The organism is Helicobacter canis (genome assembly GCF_008693005.1).
Lineage (GTDB): Bacteria > Campylobacterota > Campylobacteria > Campylobacterales > Helicobacteraceae > Helicobacter_B > Helicobacter_B canis.
In genome coordinates this window covers 27001-49265 of sequence record NZ_VXKE01000010.1, presented here as the reverse complement: position 1 = coordinate 49265, position 22265 = coordinate 27001, and the positions used below count along the sequence as shown (strand labels likewise).

Below are 22265 nucleotides of genomic sequence, written 5' to 3'. Positions count from 1 at the left end.
TGACATTTGTAGAATCTATGATGATTTTGATGTATAGGTGAAAGAGATTGAAAGTGGTGGACGCGCAGAGGATCGAACTCTGGACCCACTGATTAAGAGTCAGTTGCTCTACCAGCTGAGCTACGCGTCCGCAGGGCGCGATTATAGCAGAAAATCTCAAAAATCGCACCAAAAGGGCGCGACTTTACCCCTTTCTTGCCCTAGCGAATGCGGAAAACATAGCTTTGAGCTGGGAGGCGGTAAGGGTTGCCATAGTTGCTTAAAGGGTGGGAGATATGCCAATCTTGCAAAAGCTTTGCCCCTATGCTCATAAGCGTGTATTGTGGGAAATAGGGGTGGTTGCTTGTTTTGAATAGTAGCTCGTGGCTAGATTCTAGCTCTGCAATCCTAGAATCTAGCACACCTACATCGCTAAGTGCTGTGATAATAAGCAAGTCGCTAGAATCTGGCGTGCGCACTTCCTTGGAGTTGAAAAAGCTTAGTGGTGATTTGAGGTCTAGGGTAAAGTTTTTGCCATTTGGCTCTTTACTAGCGATGTCAAAATTATGCACGCCATAAACACTGGGCAAAATATTGAAAAACGCCCCATAACTCCAGCTACCATAGTAAAGATCTCGCCCACGCCCAAAGCCTTCAAAATAGATTCTAGTGTGTGTATGATCACGGATATAGTCTGCCAGGAAGCTCATGGTGTCGTTGATATTGCGATTTTGGGCTTTATTGAGCGTTAGATAGTGAATGCCTAGTGGCACGCTTGAGGTGCAGAGAATAAAGCCTGTAAATGCTAGCACAAGATTTCTAGCGAGCTTTTCTAGGCGTGTGAAGTTGTGATTAGCAAGGAAAAAGAGCAGATAGAGAGCGGCTAAAATATTTGCAGGCATGAAATAATGAAAGCTCCCCATGCCAAGCACAAGAAATGCCCCCATATAGCCAAGCGCGATGAGTGCCAAAGAATCCCAAAACACATTAACCTCCGCCTCGCCAGAGAGCAGAGATCGCACACGCAGCACCATAATCACAGGGAGCGCGAGACTTAGGAATGGTGCGCTAAGGAATAGCACGATGATTGTGCGAAGCGGAGAGAATACCTCGACCGCACTTGCATAGTTATTTTGCGCACCATGCGTGGCGAGTGCATAGACAAGCAAAAATACCACACCAGAGAGCATAAGCAGACTATCAAAGATAATTATGCGCTTAGAGAGTGGGCGTTTCTCTAGGGAGTTTGCGCGGCGTTTCTGGGCAAGATAGGAGAGCGCTACATGCAAAAACCCAAATCCAGATACAATGATAAACGACACTTCTTTAAGATAAATAACAGCATTGCCAAACACTAGCGCCAATGCACCAAGCCCTAAGATTTTCCAAGAGCACTTGCTATCTGCGCTAGATTCTGCTTTCGCATCTAGCCGATACACTCCAAAGCAGCAGCATAAAAATAACAGCATAAACATCGTTTGTGTCGTCTCTGGGAAGACGATTTCTACAAGCAGCTTAGTATAACCAGCACTTAGCACGATACAGACAAGCATTACCAGCGACCACCATGCCCTAGCCCCACTCATGCGCGCTAGATAGATAAAACAGAGCGAAAACACCACAAGCACGCAGGCATTGCCTAGCATAAAGGCATAAGGACTAGTGGAAAACTGCGCGATTAGGGCAAGATTCCACCCAGCAAAGGGGAAAAATCGCTTCATATCTGTGTCAAGCCCGTGCCACGCGCTTTTGGATTCTAACAACTGCTGATAGAAAGAAATACTATCGCCATTTAGCATAGGGAAAGCAGAGTCTGCGATGATAAAGCTCGCATACAGCAGGATAAAAAGCCCAAAGATAGCATAAAACCAGCGTGGGTAGGGGGCTGGATTGTGGGAGGCGTTGGAGTTACTAGGGGTATAGCTTAGGTGGGCGTTATTCCCCCCCCCCCCGTTTATCTGGCGTGTTGTCATAGGATTCCTTTATGGTGAGATTGGGTTATGCTATCTAGTGCGGCGTTTGCGCGTGCGAGATAGGCGGTAGATAGCACTTGGCTTATCTTCATACAGCCCCCTAGAATCTAGGGCGATAATATCAGCTACTTGCAGGGCAAACTCTAGGGAAAATGGCTCTTTGGTGCGATTGGCAGAGGTGGAGTAAAGCCCCCCAAAATAGCGCAAAAACTCCATATGTAAAGGGTCTTTAACAACGCGGAAGGATTTTTTATTAGGCAGGATAGTGCTTATCTTGCTTGCTTGGCGGATAAAGCGTTTATGCGCGTTTGGGACTCGGCTACATCGCATAAGATCAGCAAAGCTCCCAAAGGTGCGTAGGATTTCTTGGTCTTCTTGGCGGTTTTTGGCGCGATTGAGCCTGTGCTTATCGAGTGAGAGAAAGCCCGCAGTGGTGTCAGTTTGCGCCAAAATAATGGGCGAAAAATCCAGCACTTCTTTACTAGCAAAGTGCTTAAGCCACGCGTAAGCGAGATCTCCGCGATACCACAGGCTAAATTTAAGCGCGCAAGATAGCTCCAGTCGCACAAAGCCCCTTTGGGTTAGTAGGTATTCTAGCTGCTTGAAGCTATGCGCTTTGTGCTGCCCTAGCTGACTTGGGCGTTGCGCGTATTTTTCGCGCTGCTTTTTATCTACGCTCAAGCAAAAAAATCCTGCAAGGCTCGTGGGGTGTTGATGTCATTTTGCTGGATTTCGCGGATAGATTCTGCGCCCACAAGCGCGGCGGCTATGGTGGTGAAGTATGGCACAGAGCTTTTAAGCACTTGGCGGCGGATTTCTCTAGCGTCATCTTTGGTTTGACTATCATCGCTGGTGTTTATCACAAGCGCGATGTCATTATTCATTATCAAGTCTTGGATATTAGGGCGACCTTGCGAGATTTTTAGCACACAAGTTGAGGGAATCTCTGCGGATTCTAAAATCTTGTGCGTGCCTTCAGTCGCACACACGCTAAAGCCTAGCTCAATGAAGCTTTTTGCAATCTGTGTGGCATAGGGCTTATCGCAATCTGCTAGGGAGATAAAGAGCTTGCCAGAGGTTGGGAGCGTGTTTTTACTAGCATTTTGCGCTTTGGCAAAGCTTATCCCAAAGCTTGGGGAAATCCCCATAACCTCGCCTGTGCTTTTCATCTCTGGTCCTAGCAGCAAGTCTGCGCCACTAAGCTTGTGGAATGGGAAGACAGAGTCTTTGACTGCGATATGTGTGTAGGGCTTGGATTCTAGGGGAGATTTGGTGAAGTCTATGCGCTTATGCTTGTCATAAAATTGCAAGGCTTCGCGCAAATCGCCCTGCCACATCACGCGTGTAGCGACCTTTGCCAGCGGTATGCCACTAGCCTTGCTCACAAATGGCACAGTGCGGCTCGCACGCGGATTTACTTCGATGATATAGAGCGTGTCTTTGTGGATAGCGTATTGGATATTGATAAGCCCTACAATGCCTAGCTCTAGGGCGATTTTGCGCGTGCTTTGGCGGATTTCATCAAGCAAATTTTCCGCGATACTCACGCTTGGCAGCACGCTCGTAGAGTCTCCAGAATGCACTCCTGCTTCTTCGATATGCTGCATAATCCCGCCGATATACACTTCCTTGCCATCGCTTATGGCATCGACATCAAGCTCGATAGCGTGGTCTAAAAATTTATCAATTAGCACAGGAGAGTCCTCACTCACTTTCACCGCTTCTTCCATATATACGCGCAGCTCATCGGGATTTTGCACGATCCGCATAGCCCGCCCCCCTAGCACATAGCTAGGGCGCACAAGCACAGGGTAGCTAATCTGGCTTGCCACGCTGAAGGCTTGCTCTTTGGTATAGGCTATGCCATTTTCTGGCTGCTTTAGCCCAAGCGCATTGATAAAGTGGGCAAATTTCTCTCTATCTTCGGCAGTGTCGATGACTTTGGCACTTGTACCGATGATGTTGGCGTGGATTTTGGTGAGTGAGTGGGCGAGCTTTAGCGGTGTCTGCCCGCCAAAATGCACGATAATGCCATCGGGATTCTCTCGCTCGATCACTGCTCGCACGCACTCAAAATCAATTGGCTCAAAGTAGAGCATATCGCTGGTGTCATAATCGGTGCTTACGGTCTCTGGGTTGCAGTTATACATTATGCTCTCCACGCCCAAATCTGCTAGGGCGAAGCTCGCATGCACACAACAATAATCAAATTCGATGCCTTGACCGATGCGGTTAGGACCACCACCGATAATCATAACCTTAGCTGGCGTTGGCTTTTTTACTTGTGGCGATTCAGCTTTTAGCGAAAAATGCGGGAGCGGCGAAAAATCCCTGCGGTCATTACCATCTAGGTAACTCCCTTGTGATTTTCCTTGCAACCCACATTTTTCATCTAAAATCTTAGAATCGCTGGGCGTTGGGGTTTGTGCGGATTGCCGCACCACTGCTTCCGCAGTGTCTCGCAATGACGGAGAGCTAGAATTGTGGTCTGCGGTTGCCCCAAAATTTGCCAAATCTGCGGAATGCTCACCCAAAACCAGCGAAGCGGTGCAAGGCGCAGCCGCAGCAGGTTTCTTTAGTAAAGCTGAATCCATTAAGGTGAAAGTTGAGTAGAGATAAGGCGTCTTCGCAAGAAACTCCGCCGCACAAGTATCCACCTCTTCATACACAGCGACTATGCCCATTTCTTTGCGCAAATTATAAAGCTCGCTCTCGCTTATCTCTAGCCGCTCTTTTCTCTCCAGCTCGTAGCAAATCATCTTATCGCTAAAGCCTTGCGACTTTAGGCGGCGTAGCTTTGCTGGGTCATTTAGCACATCGCTGGTGATAGACTCTTGCGCGGCGACTAGCTCGCTAATTTGGTGGAGAAACCACCTATCAATCTGGCAGAGACTATGCACTTCTTCCACGCTAAGCCCCAAGCGGAAGCAATCTGCCATATAGAGTAGCCGCTGCGCATTTGGGCGGCGGGTTTCTTTACGCGCTAGGCTTAGGTCATCTGTGAGTGAGTTTAGCCCATAGTAGCCACACTCTAGGCTGCATAACGCCTTTTGCAAGCTCTCTTTAAAGCTCCCGCCAATCGCCATAACCTCGCCGATAGACTTCATACTCGTGCTAAGGGTAGAATCTGCCTTTGGAAACTTCTCAAAGGTAAAGCGCGGGATTTTGGTAACGATATAATCAATGCTAGGCTCAAAGCTAGCAGGCGTGCCGGTAATGTCGTTTTGTATCTCATCTAGGCTAAAGCCCACCGCTAGCAAGGTGGCAATCTTGGCGATGGGGTAGCCTGTGGCTTTGCTCGCAAGCGCGGAGCTGCGTGATACGCGCGGATTCATCTCAATCACCGTCATTCTGCCATTTTTGGGATTTATGGCAAACTGCACATTGCTCCCGCCTGTATCTACGCCAATTTCTCTTAGGATTTTGAAGCTCGCATCGCGCATTCTTTGATACTCTTTATCTGTAAGTGTGAGTGCTGGGGCTATGGTGATAGAATCCCCTGTATGCACGCCCATAGGGTCAAGATTTTCAATACTGCATACAATGATGCAGTTGTCATTCCTATCGCGGATAACCTCCATTTCATACTCTTTCCAGCCTAGCAAAGACTCTTCGATGAGAATCTCACTAATAGGGCTTGCCTCTAGCCCAGCCTTTGCCAATGCCTTAAACTCCTCGATATTATACGCCACGCCGCTGCCCCCGCCTGCTAGCGTATAGCTCGCGCGGATAATGAGCGGGAAGCCGATGTCATTAGCAGCCTTTAGGGCTTCTTCTTCTGTATAGGCGTAGTGGCTTTTGGGCAGATCCATTCCTATCTTTAGCATTGCTTCTTTGAATGCTTGGCGATCTTCCCCCTTTTTGATCGCTTCTGGCTTCGCTCCTAAAAACTGCACGCCCTCTAGCAGCCCACTCTCGTGCAGCTCCATAGCGATATTAAGCGCGGTTTGTCCGCCCATCGTGGGCAAAATCGCATCGACTCTCTCAAGCTTGATAATGTTATGCACGACTTCTTTAGTAATTGGCTCGATGTAGGTGCGATCGGCTAGCTCTGGGTCTGTCATAATCGTAGCGGGGTTGGAGTTAATAAGCACCACGCGATACCCCAAGCTTTTGAGCGTTTTAGCCGCTTGCGTGCCCGAGTAGTCAAACTCACACGCCTGCCCTATGACAATGGGACCTGAGCCAATGAGCAAAATCGTTTTAATATCCGTGCGTTTAGGCATTGAAAGCTCCTATGTGAAGTCTAACTCTTTGCGCTTGCAAAGTAGAATCTGTAAGTAGAATCTAGGCGGGCAAAAAATCTAGCCATTATAGGCGAAGTCTAATAAATCTTTGCTAAAGCCTAAGGGCGCGCAATGTGTGTGAAGTGGTGTATAATACGCGCAAAATTCCCACCTACAAAGGCGCATTGATGAAGATTGCTATCAATGGATTTGGACGACTTGGGCGAGCGATCGCACGCGCTGCACTTGCAAAAGGCGTAGAAATAGTAGGGGTCAATGACATAGCAAATAGTGAGAATCTAGCCTATTTGTTTGAGAAAGATTCTATGCACGGCGCACTAGGACAAAGCGTGCGATTTAAGCAAGGCAGCCCCTATAATGCGCTTGTCATCGAGCAAAAGTGCCAAGATCAAGCCTTGCAAGATTTATCCACCAAGCAAGCCCCCCAAATCCTGCGCGAAATTCCGCTATTTTCCTGCGCAAATCCGCTGGAGCTAGACTTTGGCGCGCTAGGGGCAGAAGTAGTGGTAGAATCTAGCGGGCTATTTTTGCGCTCTAGCGATGTCGCCCACCACCTTGATAAAGGTGTCAAGCGCGTCATCATCTCTGCACCAGCTACTGATGATACCGCTACCTTTGTGCTAGGGGTTAATCACACTGCATATTCTGGGCAGCAAATCATCTCCAATGCTTCTTGCACGACAAACTGCCTAGCTCCCATTGCTATGGTGCTTGAGAGGGAGTTTGGGATCGATCGTGCAAGCCTTACAACAATCCACAGCTACACCAATGACCAAAGCCTTTTAGATGTCGCTCACGCAAGTGATAAACGCCGCTCGCGTGCCGCTGGGCTAAACATTATCCCTACTTCCACAGGCGCGGCAAAAGCTCTCTACAAAGTCCTACCAAGCCTAAAGGATAAAATCCACGGGCATAGTGTGCGCGTGCCTGTGGCTGATGTCTCTATGGTAGATCTAAGCGCGTATTTATCGCAAAAGGTGGATTCTAGCGTGATCAATGAGCTTTTTGAAGCAGAATCTAAGGGCGCGTTAAAGGGGATTTTGGGCATAGATTCTAGCTATGGGGTGAGCAGTGATTTTATCAACGATACGCGTAGTGCGATTGTCGCGCAGGATTTAAGCTTCACGCTAGGGAATATGTGCAAGGTTATGGCGTGGTATGATAATGAGTGGGGGTATGCGCATAGGATTATCGACATAGCGCACTATGTGCTTTAATGGTGGATTCGGCTTGTAGCGATAAATCGGCGATTGCTTCACGCGCGCTGCGGTTACATACGCTTTAGTATGCGCCCTTGCACGCGCTTGCAAAGCCCCGATTTCTCATCTACAATCCTAGAATCCACTTTTGAAAATCTTGCTGCCTAGTTGCTTGGCTATCTCACGCTTTCAGTTTTGTGTTTCGCAGTGTTGCGGATTTTGTGAAAGGCACGACCGCCAAGGTCGCTAACCTTCCCCAAAACGAGCGAAGCGAAGTTTCTTTAGAAAATCCGCAAAGCAACCACAGCCCCACCGCAAATCTTAGAATCTTTTGCAGGGCGATAGCAAATTGCAAACCCTAGAATCCACTTTTGAAAATCCTACCGCGAGCAAGATAGAGCTAGAATTTAAGCTTTGTCATTGCGAGCCGCTGCGCTAGCAGTGGCGTGGCAAAGCAAGGCGCAGCCACAGCTTCTTTAGTAATCCACAGCGTTTAGATTCTAGCTCCTAGAATCTAAATCCAATCAAGCAAGATATTTTTCGCATTTTTGCTAGCGATGTGCGCGCGTAGGTCGCTTATCTTTTGCTCTCCATCGCTGAAATACCGCTCGTGTGTCTCGCACGCGATATACTTGATTTTCTCGTGCAAGTCTAGGTCTAAAAGCTTATGCATAATCTCAAACTCCGCGCCTTCTATATCGATTTTTAGGAAGTAGATTCTAGGGACTTCTTGCAAAAGCTTTTGCAAATACTCGCATAGGTCTATGGTCTTTACTTGATGAGTGATCCCGCACTCCCAGTCTCTGCTATCCCCACTGCCTGCAAGGTAGCTTCCTTGTGAGACGAGTGAGTCAAGGTGTAGCTCCATTTGCCCATTTTGCGTGGAGAGCGCGGCGTTGTGCAAGATGACATCGGTGTAATTAGCATATTTAGATTCTAGGAGTTTGAAAAGGAAAGGATTAGGCTCGAAGCTATGGACAACCCCACCACATCGCAGGATAATATCGCTAATGAGCCCAGCGTGCGCACCACAATCGACACAGACAGGCTTGTGGCTAGCTAGATTCTGCCCCCCCCCCTTAAGGAGTTTTTATCAGTGTGTAGAAGCATATTGTAGAAAATCCCGTAGTATGCTTGCGGAATGTGCGCATTAAAGAGCCGTAGCTGCAAGCCACCAAGCCCATTTGGATCGGCTAGGGCTTCTTGCAAGTAGGGAAGCCTGTGGAGCTGGCTTAGCAGATGGCGAAGTGTCGTTAGCTTGCGCTTTAGAATGTGTAGCATTGTGTCTCCTTGTGGTGAAATGTGCGAATTGTATCGCTACAAGCTTGCATAGAGATTAAGTGCTGCTTCTATCGCCTTGTCCATATCGTAGTATTGGTAAGCCCCCAAACGCCCGATGAAAAAGACATTTTTAAGCTTTTTGGCTTCCTTGGCGTAGGCTTCATAGGCGGCTTTGGCGGCTTGGGTGGGCAGGGGGTAGTATCGCTCATCGCCAAGTCGCCACTTTTTGGGGTATTCATAGGTGATGATGGTGTGAGGAGATTTGGTATCTAGGAAGTATTTATGCTCGATTATGCGCGTGAAGTCGTAGTTTTTAGGGTAGTTGATGACAGAGCTGCTGCCAAAATACTCTCTCTCTAGGCGCAGTGTCTTTAGCTCTAGGCTGCGGTAGGGTAGCTCGCCAAATTTATAGCCAAAATACTCATCAATCGCCCCGCTATAAAACACCCTATCAAATGCCCCCACATCAATCCCGCTAGATTCTAGCTCGGCAAACTCAATGCCTAGCCGCACTTCTATGCGCTTGCTTGTAATCATCTTGGCAAACGCCGCGCTATATCCCTCTAATGGTATGCCTTGATATGGGTCGGCTGGGAAGTAGCGATCATCTTTAGCGATGATGATTGGCACGCGCTCAAACACGCTAGGGTCTAGCTCTTCAGGCGCGCACTGCCACTGCTTCAAAGTGTAGTGATAAAAGATATTTTCATAGATAAACTCTGCGATTGTCTCTAGCTCTTTATGCTTCCTTAGCTCTAAAATACTCACCCTAGAGCCAAAGCCAAAGGTGCGTAATAAAGTGGATTCTAGCTCTTGTGCTTGAGAGTGGGGGAAAATGGCGTTCAAGGCGTTGAGATTGAAAGGGATAGGGATTAGCTGCCCTTGCACTAGCCCAAAGACCTTGTGCATATAGGGGTAGAAAAGAGCAAAGCGCGTGATATACTCCCACACTTCAGGGCTTTTGGTGTGGAAAATATGCGCCCCATAGCTATGCACCAAAATCCCGCCCCAATCCTTATCCGCACAATTCCCGCCGATGTGATCGCGCCTATCGATGAGTAGAACTTCTTCGCCCCTATCATTTGCTAGCCGCTCTGCTAGCACAAGTCCGCTAAGCCCTGCGCCTATGATGAGATTTCTCACATTTGCTCCTTTAAGATTTTTGTAGCCTAGATTTATGCACGCGCAGCCCAAAGGCATAAATGCGCTTGGTATCGCCTGTAACCTGCGCGCCAAAGAGTGGCTTAGGCTCTTTTAGCTCGAAGTGGTGCTTGTAGCTTGGCATAATCCCAGCAGAGAAGCTCTTATACCGCGCAAAGATATTGAGCAGCCGCTCGGCGATAAAGCCATAAATGCGGCTTTGGTAGGCATTATAGCCGCTTAGGTCGATTCTTTGGCTTGCTTCTAGCAGAGTGCCAAAGAGAAATGCGCAATATTCGTGGTAGAGATCTTTGCGCATTATAAACATATTGCACCAGCTAAGAGGCGTGCCGGGCGTGAAAAGCACTGCTTCCATAGACTCGACCAAATGCGGAAATCGCTCGCGGATAATGTCTATGACAATGTCTAAATCCCTCTTGCGATGATCGCGTGCGTAAATCTCGTATTGATTCATCGCGTGTGAGAGCTCAAAGCCGTGCGGGACGATCATAGGGCTAGCTAGGACTATGGGGGACTTTTCTAGGCTTTTGAGTATGCTTGGGCGATCGAGCTTGAAAGTTTTAGCGATATTCTTAGGCGCGATTGATTTGCGATTGACATCAAGGCGTTTTTTGCGTCTAATCTTGCCGCTAAAGTCCAGCACTCTGCGGTAGTGAAACAGCCCATAATAGCTAGAATCCACATTTTTCCACGCCCAATACATCGCCGTAAGCTCGCAGAAATTTGCGTTTAGGTGGCTGATATTATCGCCGCTAGAATCTAGCAAAATCTGCTCCCCCCCCCCCCGTTTTAGCCGCGATACTTTTTTGCAAGCTTTGCACTCTCTCTTCCCCCATATTTGCCGCGCCGACAATGATAGGGCGCAGGATCTCGCTGCCATAGATATAGCTATCTTGGTGGGTGCAAACTAGAATGTGTAATGACTTGGGCGGTAAGTTAGGCATTGTTGATGTCCTTTGTAAAGTGGATTTGCGATTGAGTCTTGGGTGAGCAATCAACCACAGTCCCACCGCAACCCTTAGAATCGTGCTAAAATCAACCTTTCAAAAGTGGATTCTAGCTCTTAGGCTTAATGGGGGCTTTATACAAACGCAGCCCAAAGAAGTAGAATCGCTTGTATAGAGAGTTTGTATCCCAGCCGATTAGGGGCTTAGTATGCTTGGCAAAGAGCAGCATCGGTGCTTCTAGGATTTTTAGATTCTCTCTTTGCTTGCGATAAGCGAGCCAGATATTAAACATTCTCTCACTTAAAAAGCCATAAATCCTAGCTTGATAAGGGGTATAGTCGCTTAAATCAGTCTCCTTGCTTAAATCAAAAAGCAGAGAGAAAAGCCACTGGCAATACTCATTATACAAATCCTTGCGCATTATAAATACATTAGCGATATGCCACTTAGGCGGATAGGTGAAAAGAGTGGATTCTAGCACAGCTTGCATTTCTGGGTGGCGAGATTTGATAAGCTCGATGATCCTGTCTAAATCCTTGGCATAGTGGTAGTGCGCATAGATTCCATAATTATCAAGCCCTTCATCACAAGGGAGATCGTAGTGGTTTTTGTAGCCTTGTGGGAGGATTATGTCGTATTGCCCTAAAAGCTTAGTGATATTCTCGCTTGTGAGCCCTTGGCGCTCGGGGTTGTAGCTGCGAGGCGAGACAATGATAGGATAGTCGGTGCGGATATGCTGAGCTCGCTCGCTTAAATCCAGCACTCTGCGGTAGTGAAACAGCCCATAATAGCTAGAATCCACATTTTTCCACGCCCAATACATCGCCGTAAGCTCGCAGAAGTGGGGGTTGAGATGAGAGATATTCTCCCCGCTAGAATCTAGCGCGATCTGCTGCCCCCCCCCTAATCGTAATTTCCTAGGCAGTTTAGATTCTAGCTTCTCTTGCAGGATCTTTGCTTCTTCGCCCATATTCGCCGCGCCGACAATGATAGGGCGCAGGATCTCGCTAGCGATGATAGGCTTAGAAAATTTATGGTAGCACACAAGGATCGTGGCGTGGGGGCTTGGACTGGGCTCTGGCATAAGTTTTCCTAAGTGTGAAAGTTTCGATCTCAAATGCGCGCTTTGGGCTGCGATCGTGTGAATTGGCGGAATTATAGCTGTTTTTTTTTTTTTTTGATACAGGCACGCCGCAATTGGCGCGAAATAGGCACTCTTAAGGTAGAGTATAGAGCCTGCAGAGCAAGCAGGGCTATTTAGGATAGAGATTTAGGGAGTTAAGCTTAGGGTTTGGTCTGTTTGGATAGCTGGGGGGATAGGCTTGGCTTGCTCCCATTTGTTTGGGCAATAATCGCAGGCTTTATAGTAGTCTTGCGCATAGAATCGCACAATGTCTTCTCTAAAATTTTTAGAATCCACACGGACAAAATCTCCTTCAAACTCATCGATATTATGGAGCTTTGTCAATGCAGAAGCGATAGGGCAGACGCTTATGGTCGCTTGGCTTGGCTTATCCTTGTCATTACACAGCAGACTTACGCAAGGCATTTTACATGCAAGATAATTTCTCCTAACATCTTCTTGGGAGCGATTGCGCTTGTAGATTTTGCCTATATCTTTCCACACAGCTGCAGAATCACGCACGATATAGTTAATCCCAAAGGATTGTAAAGATTGTATGATTTCTTGCTGGTGCAAGGTTTTTGCAAGGGCTTGATTGGAGCTATAATCACTCATAGCTACACGCACTTTAGGGTGCTGTAAGCTTTTTAGTAATTCATCTTTAAAGGGGATTGTAGCATTGGTGATCAGCTCCACTGCTTTGATTTTTGGCTCTTTTGTGAGATAGTCTATAAGTTGTGGCAGTTCTTTGAAAAGTAGCGGCTCTCCGCCTAAGATATTAAACAATCTTATAGAATCTACTTGGCGTAAGATAGTGTCTAAATTGGCTTTGATATGTGCAAAATCTGTGCTAAATTGTTTGTCGTTTGAAAAATACTGCATAAGATTTGCGCAAGACTCACAACGAAGCGTGCATTTAGTCGTTAGGACAATCTCTATCTGTGGTATATCTACTTTCCCTAGTAAAAATCGCAGGCGGAAAAGTGAAGCCCCAAGCTTTTGTAGTAGCTTGCACTTTAGCCTATATGCTGCCCCCCCCCCTAAAGGATTTTTCATAGAATGTGTATAGAGATCTATGTCTTTATTTCTCCGTATATATCGCTCTCTAAAAAGAGAGTTTCGCAGTAAGCTGATTTTCATTGTTTCTCCTTTTTGTAGTTGATTAGCACATAGCCGAATGCTACGCATATACACTCATCGCGCCTAACGCGAAGCTTAAAAAGCCGCTTCAAACCAGAGCGTGCGAGCATAGATCGCAGTAGTAAAAAGTCTTTAGCATTTTTGGCGCGCATAAAGGCTTGCATAATGGTATCTTGAGCGATTAGAGCGCGCGGGATTTGGAGGTCTTGCACTACTTGGTGCGCTTGTGCCATAAAGGTGTCGGCATTATGATGTGTGGGGTGTAGATCTGTTAGGATTTGAAATGGTAGGGCTTGGAGTGGTATGCCGTGCGTTTTATACCACTGCACGATATTGTTAAAAACATAGATTCTATCCATAGAGACCACTGCATTTTGCGCGAGCTGCCAAGTCGTAGAGTAGGGTCTTTGGCGGTAGTGATACGCGCTTGAATCAAAGCAAGACACCCTATCCATAAAAGCCAAATAGCGGAACAAAAAATCCGCGTCCTCGCAGATTTTATCCTCTAAAAATCGTAAGGAGTATGCGCGGATAATCTCCATAGAAAACAGCCCATTACATACGAAAAAATCCAGCCTAGAAATTAGGGCTTGATTGATAGGGGACTCGCCCGTAAAAGCACGAGTGAGATTAAAGCGCGACTGGGCGTGTGGATACTCAAATATTACATTGAAGTTATAGGCAAGTGTGGTGCTTGATGAGTGCTCTACTAGCTCTTTGATAAACTCTCTATCGATATAGTCATCACTATCGATAAAGGACACATACTCTCCGCTTGCTTGCTCTAGCCCCCTATTGCGCGCGGCACTCTGTCCGGCGTTGTCTTGGGTGATTATGCGGAGTCTTGGGTCTTTGTCTGCATAGGCTTTGGCGATTGCTCCGCTAGAATCTGTGCTGCCATCATCTATGCAAATGACTTCTATGTTTTTATAGCTCTGCTCTAGCACAGAGTCTAAACACTGCGCGAGATAGGATTCTACATTGTAGATAGGGATAATGATAGAGACTAGAGAGCTAGTGCTTGCCATAGCGTGCTCCAAGCAGGAAACCAAGCAGGATAAAAGTCGTTAGATTCTCTTCTCGCCACAGCATAATGTCAAAATTAAACATAAACATCAGCGCACCGACAAAGCACCCCAAGCTTAGAATAATTATGTTTGCTGTCCTGTCTGCAGAACATACAAGAGCCTTTTGTGTTTGCACGAGAAAATATATAAAAAATAGTGAGATAGCCACTAGCCCTATGATACTTGTCTCACAAAGGAAAGAAATCCATTGATGATGAATGTGTAACATTGGCAATCGCTCGCCGTTTATCATCATATAGCGATAAGGCAGAAGTTTTTCATCAAAATTTGTTCGAAGATTTTTCATAAGCTCATTAAGCGAGCCAAATCCGTGGGGGATAAAGGGGTTAAGCGAAGCGATTGTTAGCCCGCTTTTCATCGCTGATATTCTTGAAAGCGAGCTTTCTTCATAGCGGATATGCTTAGAATTTTCATCTTCTTGTTTAGAATATACTGAACAATCCAAATATGTGTAGCAATCTGGGCTAAATCGCCCCATTTCTGCAGGATAGTAGCTCCACACGATGCGGAAATTATCAATCATATTTTTTACATTAAAGCGCGGATTGAGCTTATCGCTAAATACATATATCCCAAAACCAGCGACACATACTAATAACCCCACGCTTAGTAGAATCTTAGCCTTGTGTTTGTAAGAAAGTAGGATAAATGGCAATAGTAAGCAAACACAGCAGGTAAGGACTAAAAATCGGCTACCATTTGCCAAAGAGCTAAAAAATATCGCAACAAGCGCGATGAAAGCTAGTATTCTGCCTAAGCCTTTAGCATACACCACAAAAGCAAGTGTGATACAAAACCCTAAAGCAAGCCAAAAGGCATAAAGCGTGGCATCTGGCGTGTGAAAAAGGTGGCTCATCGCACGATAATAGCCCATAATGGCAAAGCCATTTTCTCTAAATTGCGCAGAAGTGAAAAAATCCCATATCGTAGCAATGGGGTGGTAGCTTAGTGCTAGACAAAGCCCTATGAGCAGGAGTTTTAGCCCCCTTTCATCAAGTTTGGTGGTGAGAAAAAAGCCAAGCACAAGAAACAAGCTAGGCTCTAGCAAATACTGCCGAATCGCCTGCAAAGTCGCCCTAGAATCCACCGCCCAAAATAGCGAGATATACGCCATAATGATTACCACAAGCAAGCACACAAGCGCAAACCATATCCCCCCAAGCGCACGCCCTAGCCCCCTATACTCGCGCCAAAATCCAAGCGCAAACACCCCAAACGCTATGAAAAGCAAATTAACAGGAAGCTTGATAGAAACCACAGAGTAAGAAAAAGGCAAAATCGCAATACTAGTGATTACAAGTGCTAGGCTTATATACAGCGCGGTGGTTTTAAACGCGCTAGATTCTAGGGGCTTGATGGGCACAAATGCTCCTTGTTTGATAGCGTATAGTTTGCGATTCTAGGTAGCTGCTAAAAACGCGCATTCTACACTTTTTAAGGTAAAACTACTATAATTTGCGCTTTATTTTAGGCTTGTGTGTGCTGCGGTTTGCGGCAGCTGTGTTAAGGAGTGTGTGTGCTGTATTATCTCTACTCGTATTTTGATATAAATATTTTCAAATACCTTACTTTCCGCGCAGGGGTGAGCTTTTTTGTCGCGTTTGTGTTGTGCGCGTGGTGTATGCCATTTTTTATCCTATGGGCTAAGGCACGCAAGGCAAATCAGCCTATCTCCAGCTATGTCCCAGCACATCAAGGCAAAACGAACACCCCCACAATGGGCGGAAGCGTGTTTATCATCTCTGCGTGTATCGCCGCGCTTTTGTGTATCCAGCTTAGCAATCTCTTTGCCGTGCTAGGCGTGGTAACGATGGTAGTTTTTGGGCTTATTGGTGCGCGTGATGACTATATGAAAATCGCTAGAAAATCCAACGCCGGTATGAGTGCTAGGGCAAAAATGCTGCTACTGCTGCTAGCAGCATTTGGGATTAGTCTTGGGCTGCATTACGGGGCGCATTTAAGCGGTGATTTTTATATCCCTTTTATGAAAAAGCCCCTTTTTTCCCTTAGTGCGTATCCTGCGCTTATGATTGCCTTTTGGATTCTCGTCTTTCTAGCGACAACAAACGCAGTCAATATCACCGATGGGCTTGATGGCTTGGCGTGCGTGCCTTCTATTTTCGCCATTGGCACACTATGCGTGTTTGTGTATCTTGCTGGGAATGTGGAGTTTGGGCGGTATCTCTTCTTGCCCGTGGTGAATGCTGGGGAGCTTATGATCGTGGGTGTGGCGATGATAGGTGCGCTGCTAGGCTTCCTGTGGTATAACTGCCACCCCGCCCAAGTCTTTATGGGCGATAGTGGGAGCTTAAGCATTGGCGGCTTTATGGCGTATATGGCGATTGTGTCAAATAATGAAGTGCTGCTGCTACTCATTGGGCTAATCTTTGTGATTGAGACGCTCTCTGTGATGCTGCAAATTGGCAGCTACAAAATGCGCAAAAAACGCGTGTTTCTTATGGCACCTATCCACCACCACTTCGAGCAAAAGGGCTGGGCGGAGAACAAAATCATCGTGCGCTTTTGGATTATCGCGCTGCTCTCAAACCTAATCGCGCTCCTAAGCCTGAAAGTGCGCTAGGAGCGAGTATGCTAGAGCCACTGCCTAAAGAGCTGCAAGCCGCTGCCATCGCTAATGCCCTAGAATCTAGCTCGCCCACTAGCCGCCCTTCTATTAGTATTTTGGGCTATGGCGTTACGACCAAGCCGATTGTGGCGTTTTTGAACGCATTGGGGAAGGCTTGCGCGATTTATGATGATAAGCCAGAGGGGAAAGGGGTGGAGATGAAAAATGCGGATTCTAGCAGCGGGGGCGATGTGGAAAATATCTTGCTAGATTCTAGGGAGTTTTGCGCAGAATCTAGCGCGCTAGAGATTCTAAGCCCGGGGATTCCGCCAGATCATAGGTATTTTGGGGGGGCTAGGAGGGCAGTTAGTGAGTATGACTTCATCTGGTGGCTAGAGAATTCGGCTTTGGGTAATCATAGCAGTGATTTTGTGGATTTTGGGGCAACCGCAGACCATCAGTCTAGCTCTGCCCCAAAATCCACAAAAAGCACCACTAGCAATACCGCAAATCCTAGAATCCTAGAAGAAGAAAATCAATCGTCATCGCGAGCCGATGAAATCGGCGTGGCGATCCATAAATCCACGCAAGTGGATTCTAGGGGAGACCATTCCGCTATCACAGAATCTATGGATTGCCACGCAACCGCTAACGCGCTTGCTCGCAATGACGAAAAAACCGCCACAAGTCAAAAAGTGGATTCTAGCACCGCCGCAACTCTAAACGAGCAAGCAAAGGATTCTAGGATTTGCGATGAGAAATCGGGGCTTTTCAAGGACTCTCAAGGGCGCGCACTTGGCGTGCGTAACCGCAGAGAGTCCGCAGAAATCGCCGATTTATCGCGCAAAGCCGAATCCACCAAAGAAGCTGAATCGCCCCACACACAAATTTGGGTAAGCGGAACTAACGGCAAAACCACCACCACCCAAATGCTAGAATCCATCCTCTCCCCCTTTGGCGCACGCGCTGGGGGTAACATCGGCACACCGCTTATCACACTCTATGAGCAAAACGCGCCCTTGTGGATTCTAGAGACTAGCTCCTTTGCCCTGCACTACACAAGGACCGCCACGCCTAGTATCTACGCGCTTTTGCCCCTAAGCCCTGATCACATCAGCTGGCACAATGGCTTTGAAAACTATGTATGCGATAAGCTCTCTCCGCTGGCGCGAATGGGAGCGCATAGCGTGGCGATTTTGCCTAGTGCCTTAAAAGATCATCGCTTGTGTAAGGAGTTTGCAGGGGAGATGATTTACTATGCGGATTCTAGCGATTTGCGCGCATATTTGCTTGATAATGGGCTAGGAGATGAAAAAGCTCTAGATTCTCTGCCCTTTTTTGAGCCATTTTTGCTAGATGCGTATATCGCGCTTTGCTGTGCGTTTGCTTTGTCGCGCCAATGTCCCCATATCACTACTGCTACTTTTCTCCCCACGCTTGCTAGCTTCACAATCGGCGCACATCGTATGGAGGAGTTTTATGTCCGTGCGTTTGGGGCGGAATGGCTCTTTGTCGATGACTCCAAAGGCACAAATACTGATGCGACTTTACAGGCGATTACGCGCTATAAGGATCGCGCATTGTTTTTGATCCTAGGGGGTGATGATAAAGGGGCGGATTGCAGTGAGATTTTCACGCTGCTAGCAGGGCTTAAGCGCGTAGAGATCTTCACTATCGGTAGCAATGAGCCAAAGCTCCTAGATCTCGCCGCACGCCATAGTGTCAAAGCGCATAAATGCGGCACGCTGGATTGCGCTATGGAAAAGATTTGGGCGATAATCGCAGGATTTATGGATTCTAAAGAAACATCGGCTATCGCCGAGCGGTATCCCTTGTTTTCTAAAGAAGCTGCGCTTTGCCACGCAACCGCTAACGCACTTGCTCGCAATGACGAAAAACACGCCACAAGTCAAAAAGTGGATTCTAGCACCGCTGCAACTCTAAGCGACTCCGCACAGGATTCTAGGAGTTTAAAGAGCAAAGACTCAAATGTGTTTTCTCAAAACGCCCCAATTCTCAACACGCCGCAAGCACGAGCAAACCTAGATTCTAGTAAAAACCCAAGCGATTCTAAGATTTTGGAGCTAGAATCGGGGCTTTTCGAGCCGCGCAAGGAAGATAAGACTTGGGGTCTATCGACGCAGTGCGGCGATGAAATCCACGATTCTAGCCCAAAAGCTGAATCGCCACAAGTGGATTCTAGGATTTTTGACAACAAAGCCCCAAATGTAAGCGAGCCGCAGGCGGCAGGATTTTGCGATGATTTTGTGGGTTGTCGAGCGCAAAGCAAGGGCGCATACTTGGCGTATGTAACCGCAGCTTTGCGCGATGACTCCCGCAAAAGCGCGCAAAAGCCAACGCCCAAACCAAGCAAAGCCCAATCCTCCAAGCAAAACCATTTCGTCTGCCTTCTCTCCCCTGCCGCCGCCAGCCTAGATCAATTCTCCTCCTACAAGGAGCGCGGCGAGCGGTTTAAGTCCCTAGCACGCAGCCTTGCCCCAAGCACCACATCATAAAGGATTCTAATGAGCTATGATCCCAAATCCATAGAGCAGCGCATTTATCGCATTTGTAAAGAGCGTGGGTATTTTGAAATAGAGGGCAACGCCAATATCGCTAAGAGCGATAAAACTTTTGCCCTAATGATGCCCCCGCCTAATGTTACAGGCGTGCTACACATAGGGCACGCGCTTACTTTCACGCTGCAAGACATCATCACGCGATTTAAACGGATGGATGGCTTTGCCACACTCTATCAGCCCGGGCTCGATCACGCCGGCATTGCCACGCAAAATGTCGTAGAAAAGCAGCTTTTAGCACAAGGACTAAGCAAGGAGACACTTGGGCGCGATGAGTTTATCAAGCGCGTATGGCAGTGGAAGGAAGAATCCGGGGGCAAGATAGTTGAGCAAATGCAAGCCCTAGGCATTAGCCCAGCGTGGTCGCGCCTGCGCTTTACGATGGACTCTGGGCTGCAAAATGCCGTGAGAGAAGCCTTTGTGGCGTGGTATGAAAGGGGGCTGATTTACCAAGGGGATTATATGGTGAATTGGTGTGTCAAAGATGGCGCGCTCTCGGATATTGAAGTGGAGTATAAAGAGCAAGAGACACATCTCTACCACCTGCGCTACCCTGTGGTGGATTCTAGTGAAGTGCTGATTGTGGCTACCACGCGCCCGGAGACATTTTTCGGCGATAGCGCGGTGATGATACACCCTAGCGACTCTCGCTATACACATTTGCTTGGCAAGCGCGTGCGGCTGCCTCTAGTGGGCGCAGAAATCCCCATAATCGCCGATAGTGCGGTGGATATGGAGTTTGGCACAGGGGTGGTGAAAGTTACTCCAGCACACGATGAAAACGACTATGCAGTAGGCAAGGCACACGCGCTAGAATCCATTGTAATCTTTGATGAAAAAGGCGTGCTAAACTCCCACACATTGGGCTTTGCTGGGCGCGATCGCTTAGAGGCGCGCGGAGATATTGTGCGCACATTGCAAGAGGCAGGCGCGGTGGAGAAAATCGAGCCTTATAGCAATCAAGTAGGTGTGTGCTATCGGTGTGGGAGTGTGATAGAGCCATACATTTCTAGGCAGTGGTTTATTGGTGAGGGGATAGCCGCAAACACGATAGAAAAAGTTAATGCTCAAAGGGATTCGGCTTTGGGTAGTCATAGCAGTGATTTTGTAGATTTTGGGGCAACCGCAGACCATCAGTCTAGCTCTGCCCCAAAATCCACAAAAAGCACCACTAGCAATACCGCAAATCCTAGAATCCTTGAAGAAGACAAGCAAAACGCGCAGGAATCGTCATCGCGAGCCGATGAAATCGGCGTGGCGATCCACAAATCCACGAGGGCGGATTCTAGCACCGCCGCAACTCTAAGCGAGCAAGCAAAGGATTCTAGGATTGTAGATGAGAAATCGGGGCTTTTCAAGGACTCTCAAGGGCGCGCACTTGGCGTGCGTAACCGCAGAGAGTCCGCAGAAATCGCCGATTTATCGCTACAAGCCGAATCCACCAAAGAAGCTCAAGCGCGTTTCCATCCGCCGCAGTGGCTAAATAATTTCAACGCTTGGATGCGCGACCTCCGCCCGTGGTGTATCTCACGCCAGCTATGGTGGGGGCATAGGATTCCGGTGTGGTATTGCCAAAATAGCGCGTGTGGGCATATATTTGCTAGCAAAAACGAGAGTGAATCCACCTGCCCCAAATGCCACTCTAGCGTGCTGCAAGACCCTGATGTGCTAGATACTTGGTTTAGCTCGGGGCTGTGGGCGTTTAGCACGCTTGGCTGGGGGAATGGCAGCGCGTGTAAGGAGCAGTATAATGCCACTGATCTTGCGCGCTTTTATCCTAACTCTTTGCTTATCACAGGCTTTGATATTCTCTTTTTCTGGGTGGCTAGAATGCTCTTTAGCGGGGAGAGTCTGCTAGGGGAGCTGCCCTTTAGAGATGTGTATTTGCACGCGCTTGTGCGTGATGAGTTTGGGCAAAAGATGAGTAAATCTAAGGGCAATGTCATCGATCCTTTAGCGATGATAGAGGAGTTTGGGGCGGATTCTTTGCGCTTTGCCCTAGCATATTCCTGCGCACAGGGGCGAGATGTGCGCCTAGCTAAATCCCAGCTAGAGCTTGCCAAAAATTTTGCTAATAAACTCTATAACGCCGCGCAGTTTCTCCTACTCTATGCCAAGCAAGCAGACCCTAGCTTTGGCGGATTTAGCGAGCTAGAGTCTATAAACGCCTACCACACGCCGCTTGGTCGCTATGCCAAATCGCGCCTAAATAGCGCGACAAAAGATCTTAAAGCCGCGCTAGAATCCTACCGCTTTAATGATGGCGCAAGTGTGGCGTATCGCTTTTTGTGGGGGGAGTTTTGTGATTGGTGCATTGAGCTAGCAAAGGCGCAAAAGGAGTCCATTGCCGAGCTTGGAAGCGTGATGATAGAAGCGATGAAGCTACTGCACCCATATATGCCATTTCTCACAGAATCACTCTACCACACCTTGCGCGGCAGCACACTAGAATCTAGCGAGTCTATAATGATTACACGCTACCCTAGTGAGATAGAGCAAGATAGTGCTAGGGAGCGTGAGTTTGAGTATATTAAAGATGCCATTGTCTCCTTGCGCCGTGCGAAAGCACTAATTGATCTAGCAAACAAGCCTATTGACTCTGCCTATATCGCCACAGATTTTAGGCTCTCTGCTAGCGCGATACAAGCTATTTGCAAGCTTGCTAAAGTGGGCGTGATTGAATGCGTGGATACAAAGGCGCAAAATGGGCTCGATAAAGACTGCGTGGCAGATATTGGATCGCTAGTCAAAAGCTATCTACCATTGCAAGGCATTGACCTAGCTCCCATTATCACGCGCCTAAACAACCAGAATCTAAAACTTGAAAAAGAAATCACCAAGCTCCAAGCCCTAGAATCTAATGAGAAATTTAAAGCCAACGCGCCAAAAGATATCCTAGAATCTAACGCTAGCGCACTTGCAGAAGCTAAGGCAAAGCAAGCAGAAGTGCTAGCACAATTAGCCATATTTGCGCAAAAGTAA

General features: G+C 47.6%; 15 protein-coding genes, 1 tRNA gene and 1 pseudogene. 4 read left to right on the top strand and 13 right to left on the bottom strand.

The window, feature by feature from the left end:
- Positions 1-54: 54 nt before the first annotated feature.
- The 4 genes from F4V45_RS03510 to carB form a co-directional block, all read right to left on the bottom strand.
- Positions 55-130, bottom strand: a tRNA-Lys gene (locus F4V45_RS03510).
- 70 nt (positions 131-200) lie between these two features.
- Positions 201-1952 carry a hypothetical protein gene (locus F4V45_RS03505; protein ID WP_150337086.1) on the bottom strand — a complete coding sequence of 584 codons (1752 nt, stop codon included), beginning with the start codon at positions 1950-1952 and terminating at the stop codon, positions 201-203.
- A gap of 30 nt (positions 1953-1982) precedes the next feature.
- On the bottom strand, positions 1983-2633 hold the full coding sequence (locus F4V45_RS03500) for an L-threonylcarbamoyladenylate synthase (protein ID WP_150337085.1): 651 nt from the start codon (positions 2631-2633) through the stop codon (positions 1983-1985).
- Positions 2630-6178 carry a carbamoyl-phosphate synthase large subunit gene (carB, locus tag F4V45_RS03495; protein WP_150337084.1) on the bottom strand — a complete coding sequence of 1183 codons (3549 nt, stop codon included), beginning with the start codon at positions 6176-6178 and terminating at the stop codon, positions 2630-2632. The genes F4V45_RS03500 and carB overlap by 4 nt, the downstream gene beginning before the upstream one ends.
- A gap of 188 nt (positions 6179-6366) precedes the next feature.
- Between carB and gap the strand changes: the two genes are divergently transcribed.
- Positions 6367-7416 (top strand): type I glyceraldehyde-3-phosphate dehydrogenase, encoded by a 1050-nt coding sequence (gene gap, locus F4V45_RS03490; protein WP_150337083.1) that lies wholly within the window; start codon positions 6367-6369, stop codon positions 7414-7416.
- A 496-nt stretch (positions 7417-7912) separates the two neighbouring features.
- On the opposite strand, the gene F4V45_RS03485 is transcribed toward gap, so the two are convergent.
- The 9 genes from F4V45_RS03485 to F4V45_RS03450 form a co-directional block, all read right to left on the bottom strand.
- Positions 7913-8395, bottom strand: a complete 483-nt coding sequence (locus F4V45_RS03485; protein ID WP_246144989.1) for an FkbM family methyltransferase — start codon at positions 8393-8395, stop codon at positions 7913-7915.
- A gap of 62 nt (positions 8396-8457) precedes the next feature.
- Positions 8458-8679, bottom strand: coding sequence for a hypothetical protein (locus F4V45_RS03480; protein ID WP_150337081.1), 222 nt, complete (start codon positions 8677-8679; stop codon positions 8458-8460).
- Positions 8680-8715: 36 nt separating this feature from the next.
- Positions 8716-9822, bottom strand: a complete 1107-nt coding sequence (glf, locus tag F4V45_RS03475) for a UDP-galactopyranose mutase (RefSeq protein ID WP_407925326.1) — start codon at positions 9820-9822, stop codon at positions 8716-8718.
- A gap of 10 nt (positions 9823-9832) precedes the next feature.
- On the bottom strand, positions 9833-10606 hold the full coding sequence (locus F4V45_RS03470; protein WP_170235150.1) for a DUF4422 domain-containing protein: 774 nt from the start codon (positions 10604-10606) through the stop codon (positions 9833-9835).
- A complete protein-coding gene (locus tag F4V45_RS09380; protein WP_170235149.1) occupies positions 10593-10784 on the bottom strand; it encodes a hypothetical protein in 192 nt (63 codons plus the stop codon). The genes F4V45_RS03470 and F4V45_RS09380 overlap by 14 nt, the downstream gene beginning before the upstream one ends.
- 112 nt (positions 10785-10896) lie before the next feature.
- Positions 10897-11871: a DUF4422 domain-containing protein gene (locus F4V45_RS03465; protein WP_150337078.1), complete on the bottom strand. Its 975-nt coding sequence runs from the start codon at positions 11869-11871 to the stop codon at positions 10897-10899.
- 186 nt (positions 11872-12057) lie between these two features.
- On the bottom strand, positions 12058-13050 hold the full coding sequence (locus F4V45_RS03460; RefSeq protein WP_170235148.1) for a radical SAM family protein: 993 nt from the start codon (positions 13048-13050) through the stop codon (positions 12058-12060).
- Complete coding sequence (locus F4V45_RS03455; RefSeq protein WP_150337076.1) at positions 13047-14078, bottom strand: glycosyltransferase family 2 protein; 1032 nt, start codon at positions 14076-14078, stop codon at positions 13047-13049. Before F4V45_RS03455 ends, F4V45_RS03460 begins: the two co-directional genes overlap by 4 nt.
- Positions 14065-15501 carry an O-antigen ligase family protein gene (locus F4V45_RS03450; protein WP_150337075.1) on the bottom strand — a complete coding sequence of 479 codons (1437 nt, stop codon included), beginning with the start codon at positions 15499-15501 and terminating at the stop codon, positions 14065-14067. Before F4V45_RS03450 ends, F4V45_RS03455 begins: the two co-directional genes overlap by 14 nt.
- 153 nt (positions 15502-15654) lie before the next feature.
- Between F4V45_RS03450 and mraY the strand changes: the two genes are divergently transcribed.
- The 3 genes and pseudogenes from mraY to F4V45_RS09690 all read left to right on the top strand — a co-directional run bounded on the left by mraY (position 15655) and on the right by F4V45_RS09690 (position 22265).
- Complete coding sequence (gene mraY / locus F4V45_RS03445) at positions 15655-16719, top strand: phospho-N-acetylmuramoyl-pentapeptide-transferase (RefSeq protein WP_150337074.1); 1065 nt, start codon at positions 15655-15657, stop codon at positions 16717-16719.
- 8 nt (positions 16720-16727) lie between these two features.
- A pseudogene (gene murD, locus F4V45_RS09695) lies at positions 16728-18470 on the top strand (UDP-N-acetylmuramoyl-L-alanine--D-glutamate ligase); the annotation flags it as partial.
- A 759-nt stretch (positions 18471-19229) separates the two neighbouring features.
- Complete coding sequence (locus F4V45_RS09690; RefSeq protein ID WP_246144984.1) at positions 19230-22265, top strand: valine--tRNA ligase; 3036 nt, start codon at positions 19230-19232, stop codon at positions 22263-22265.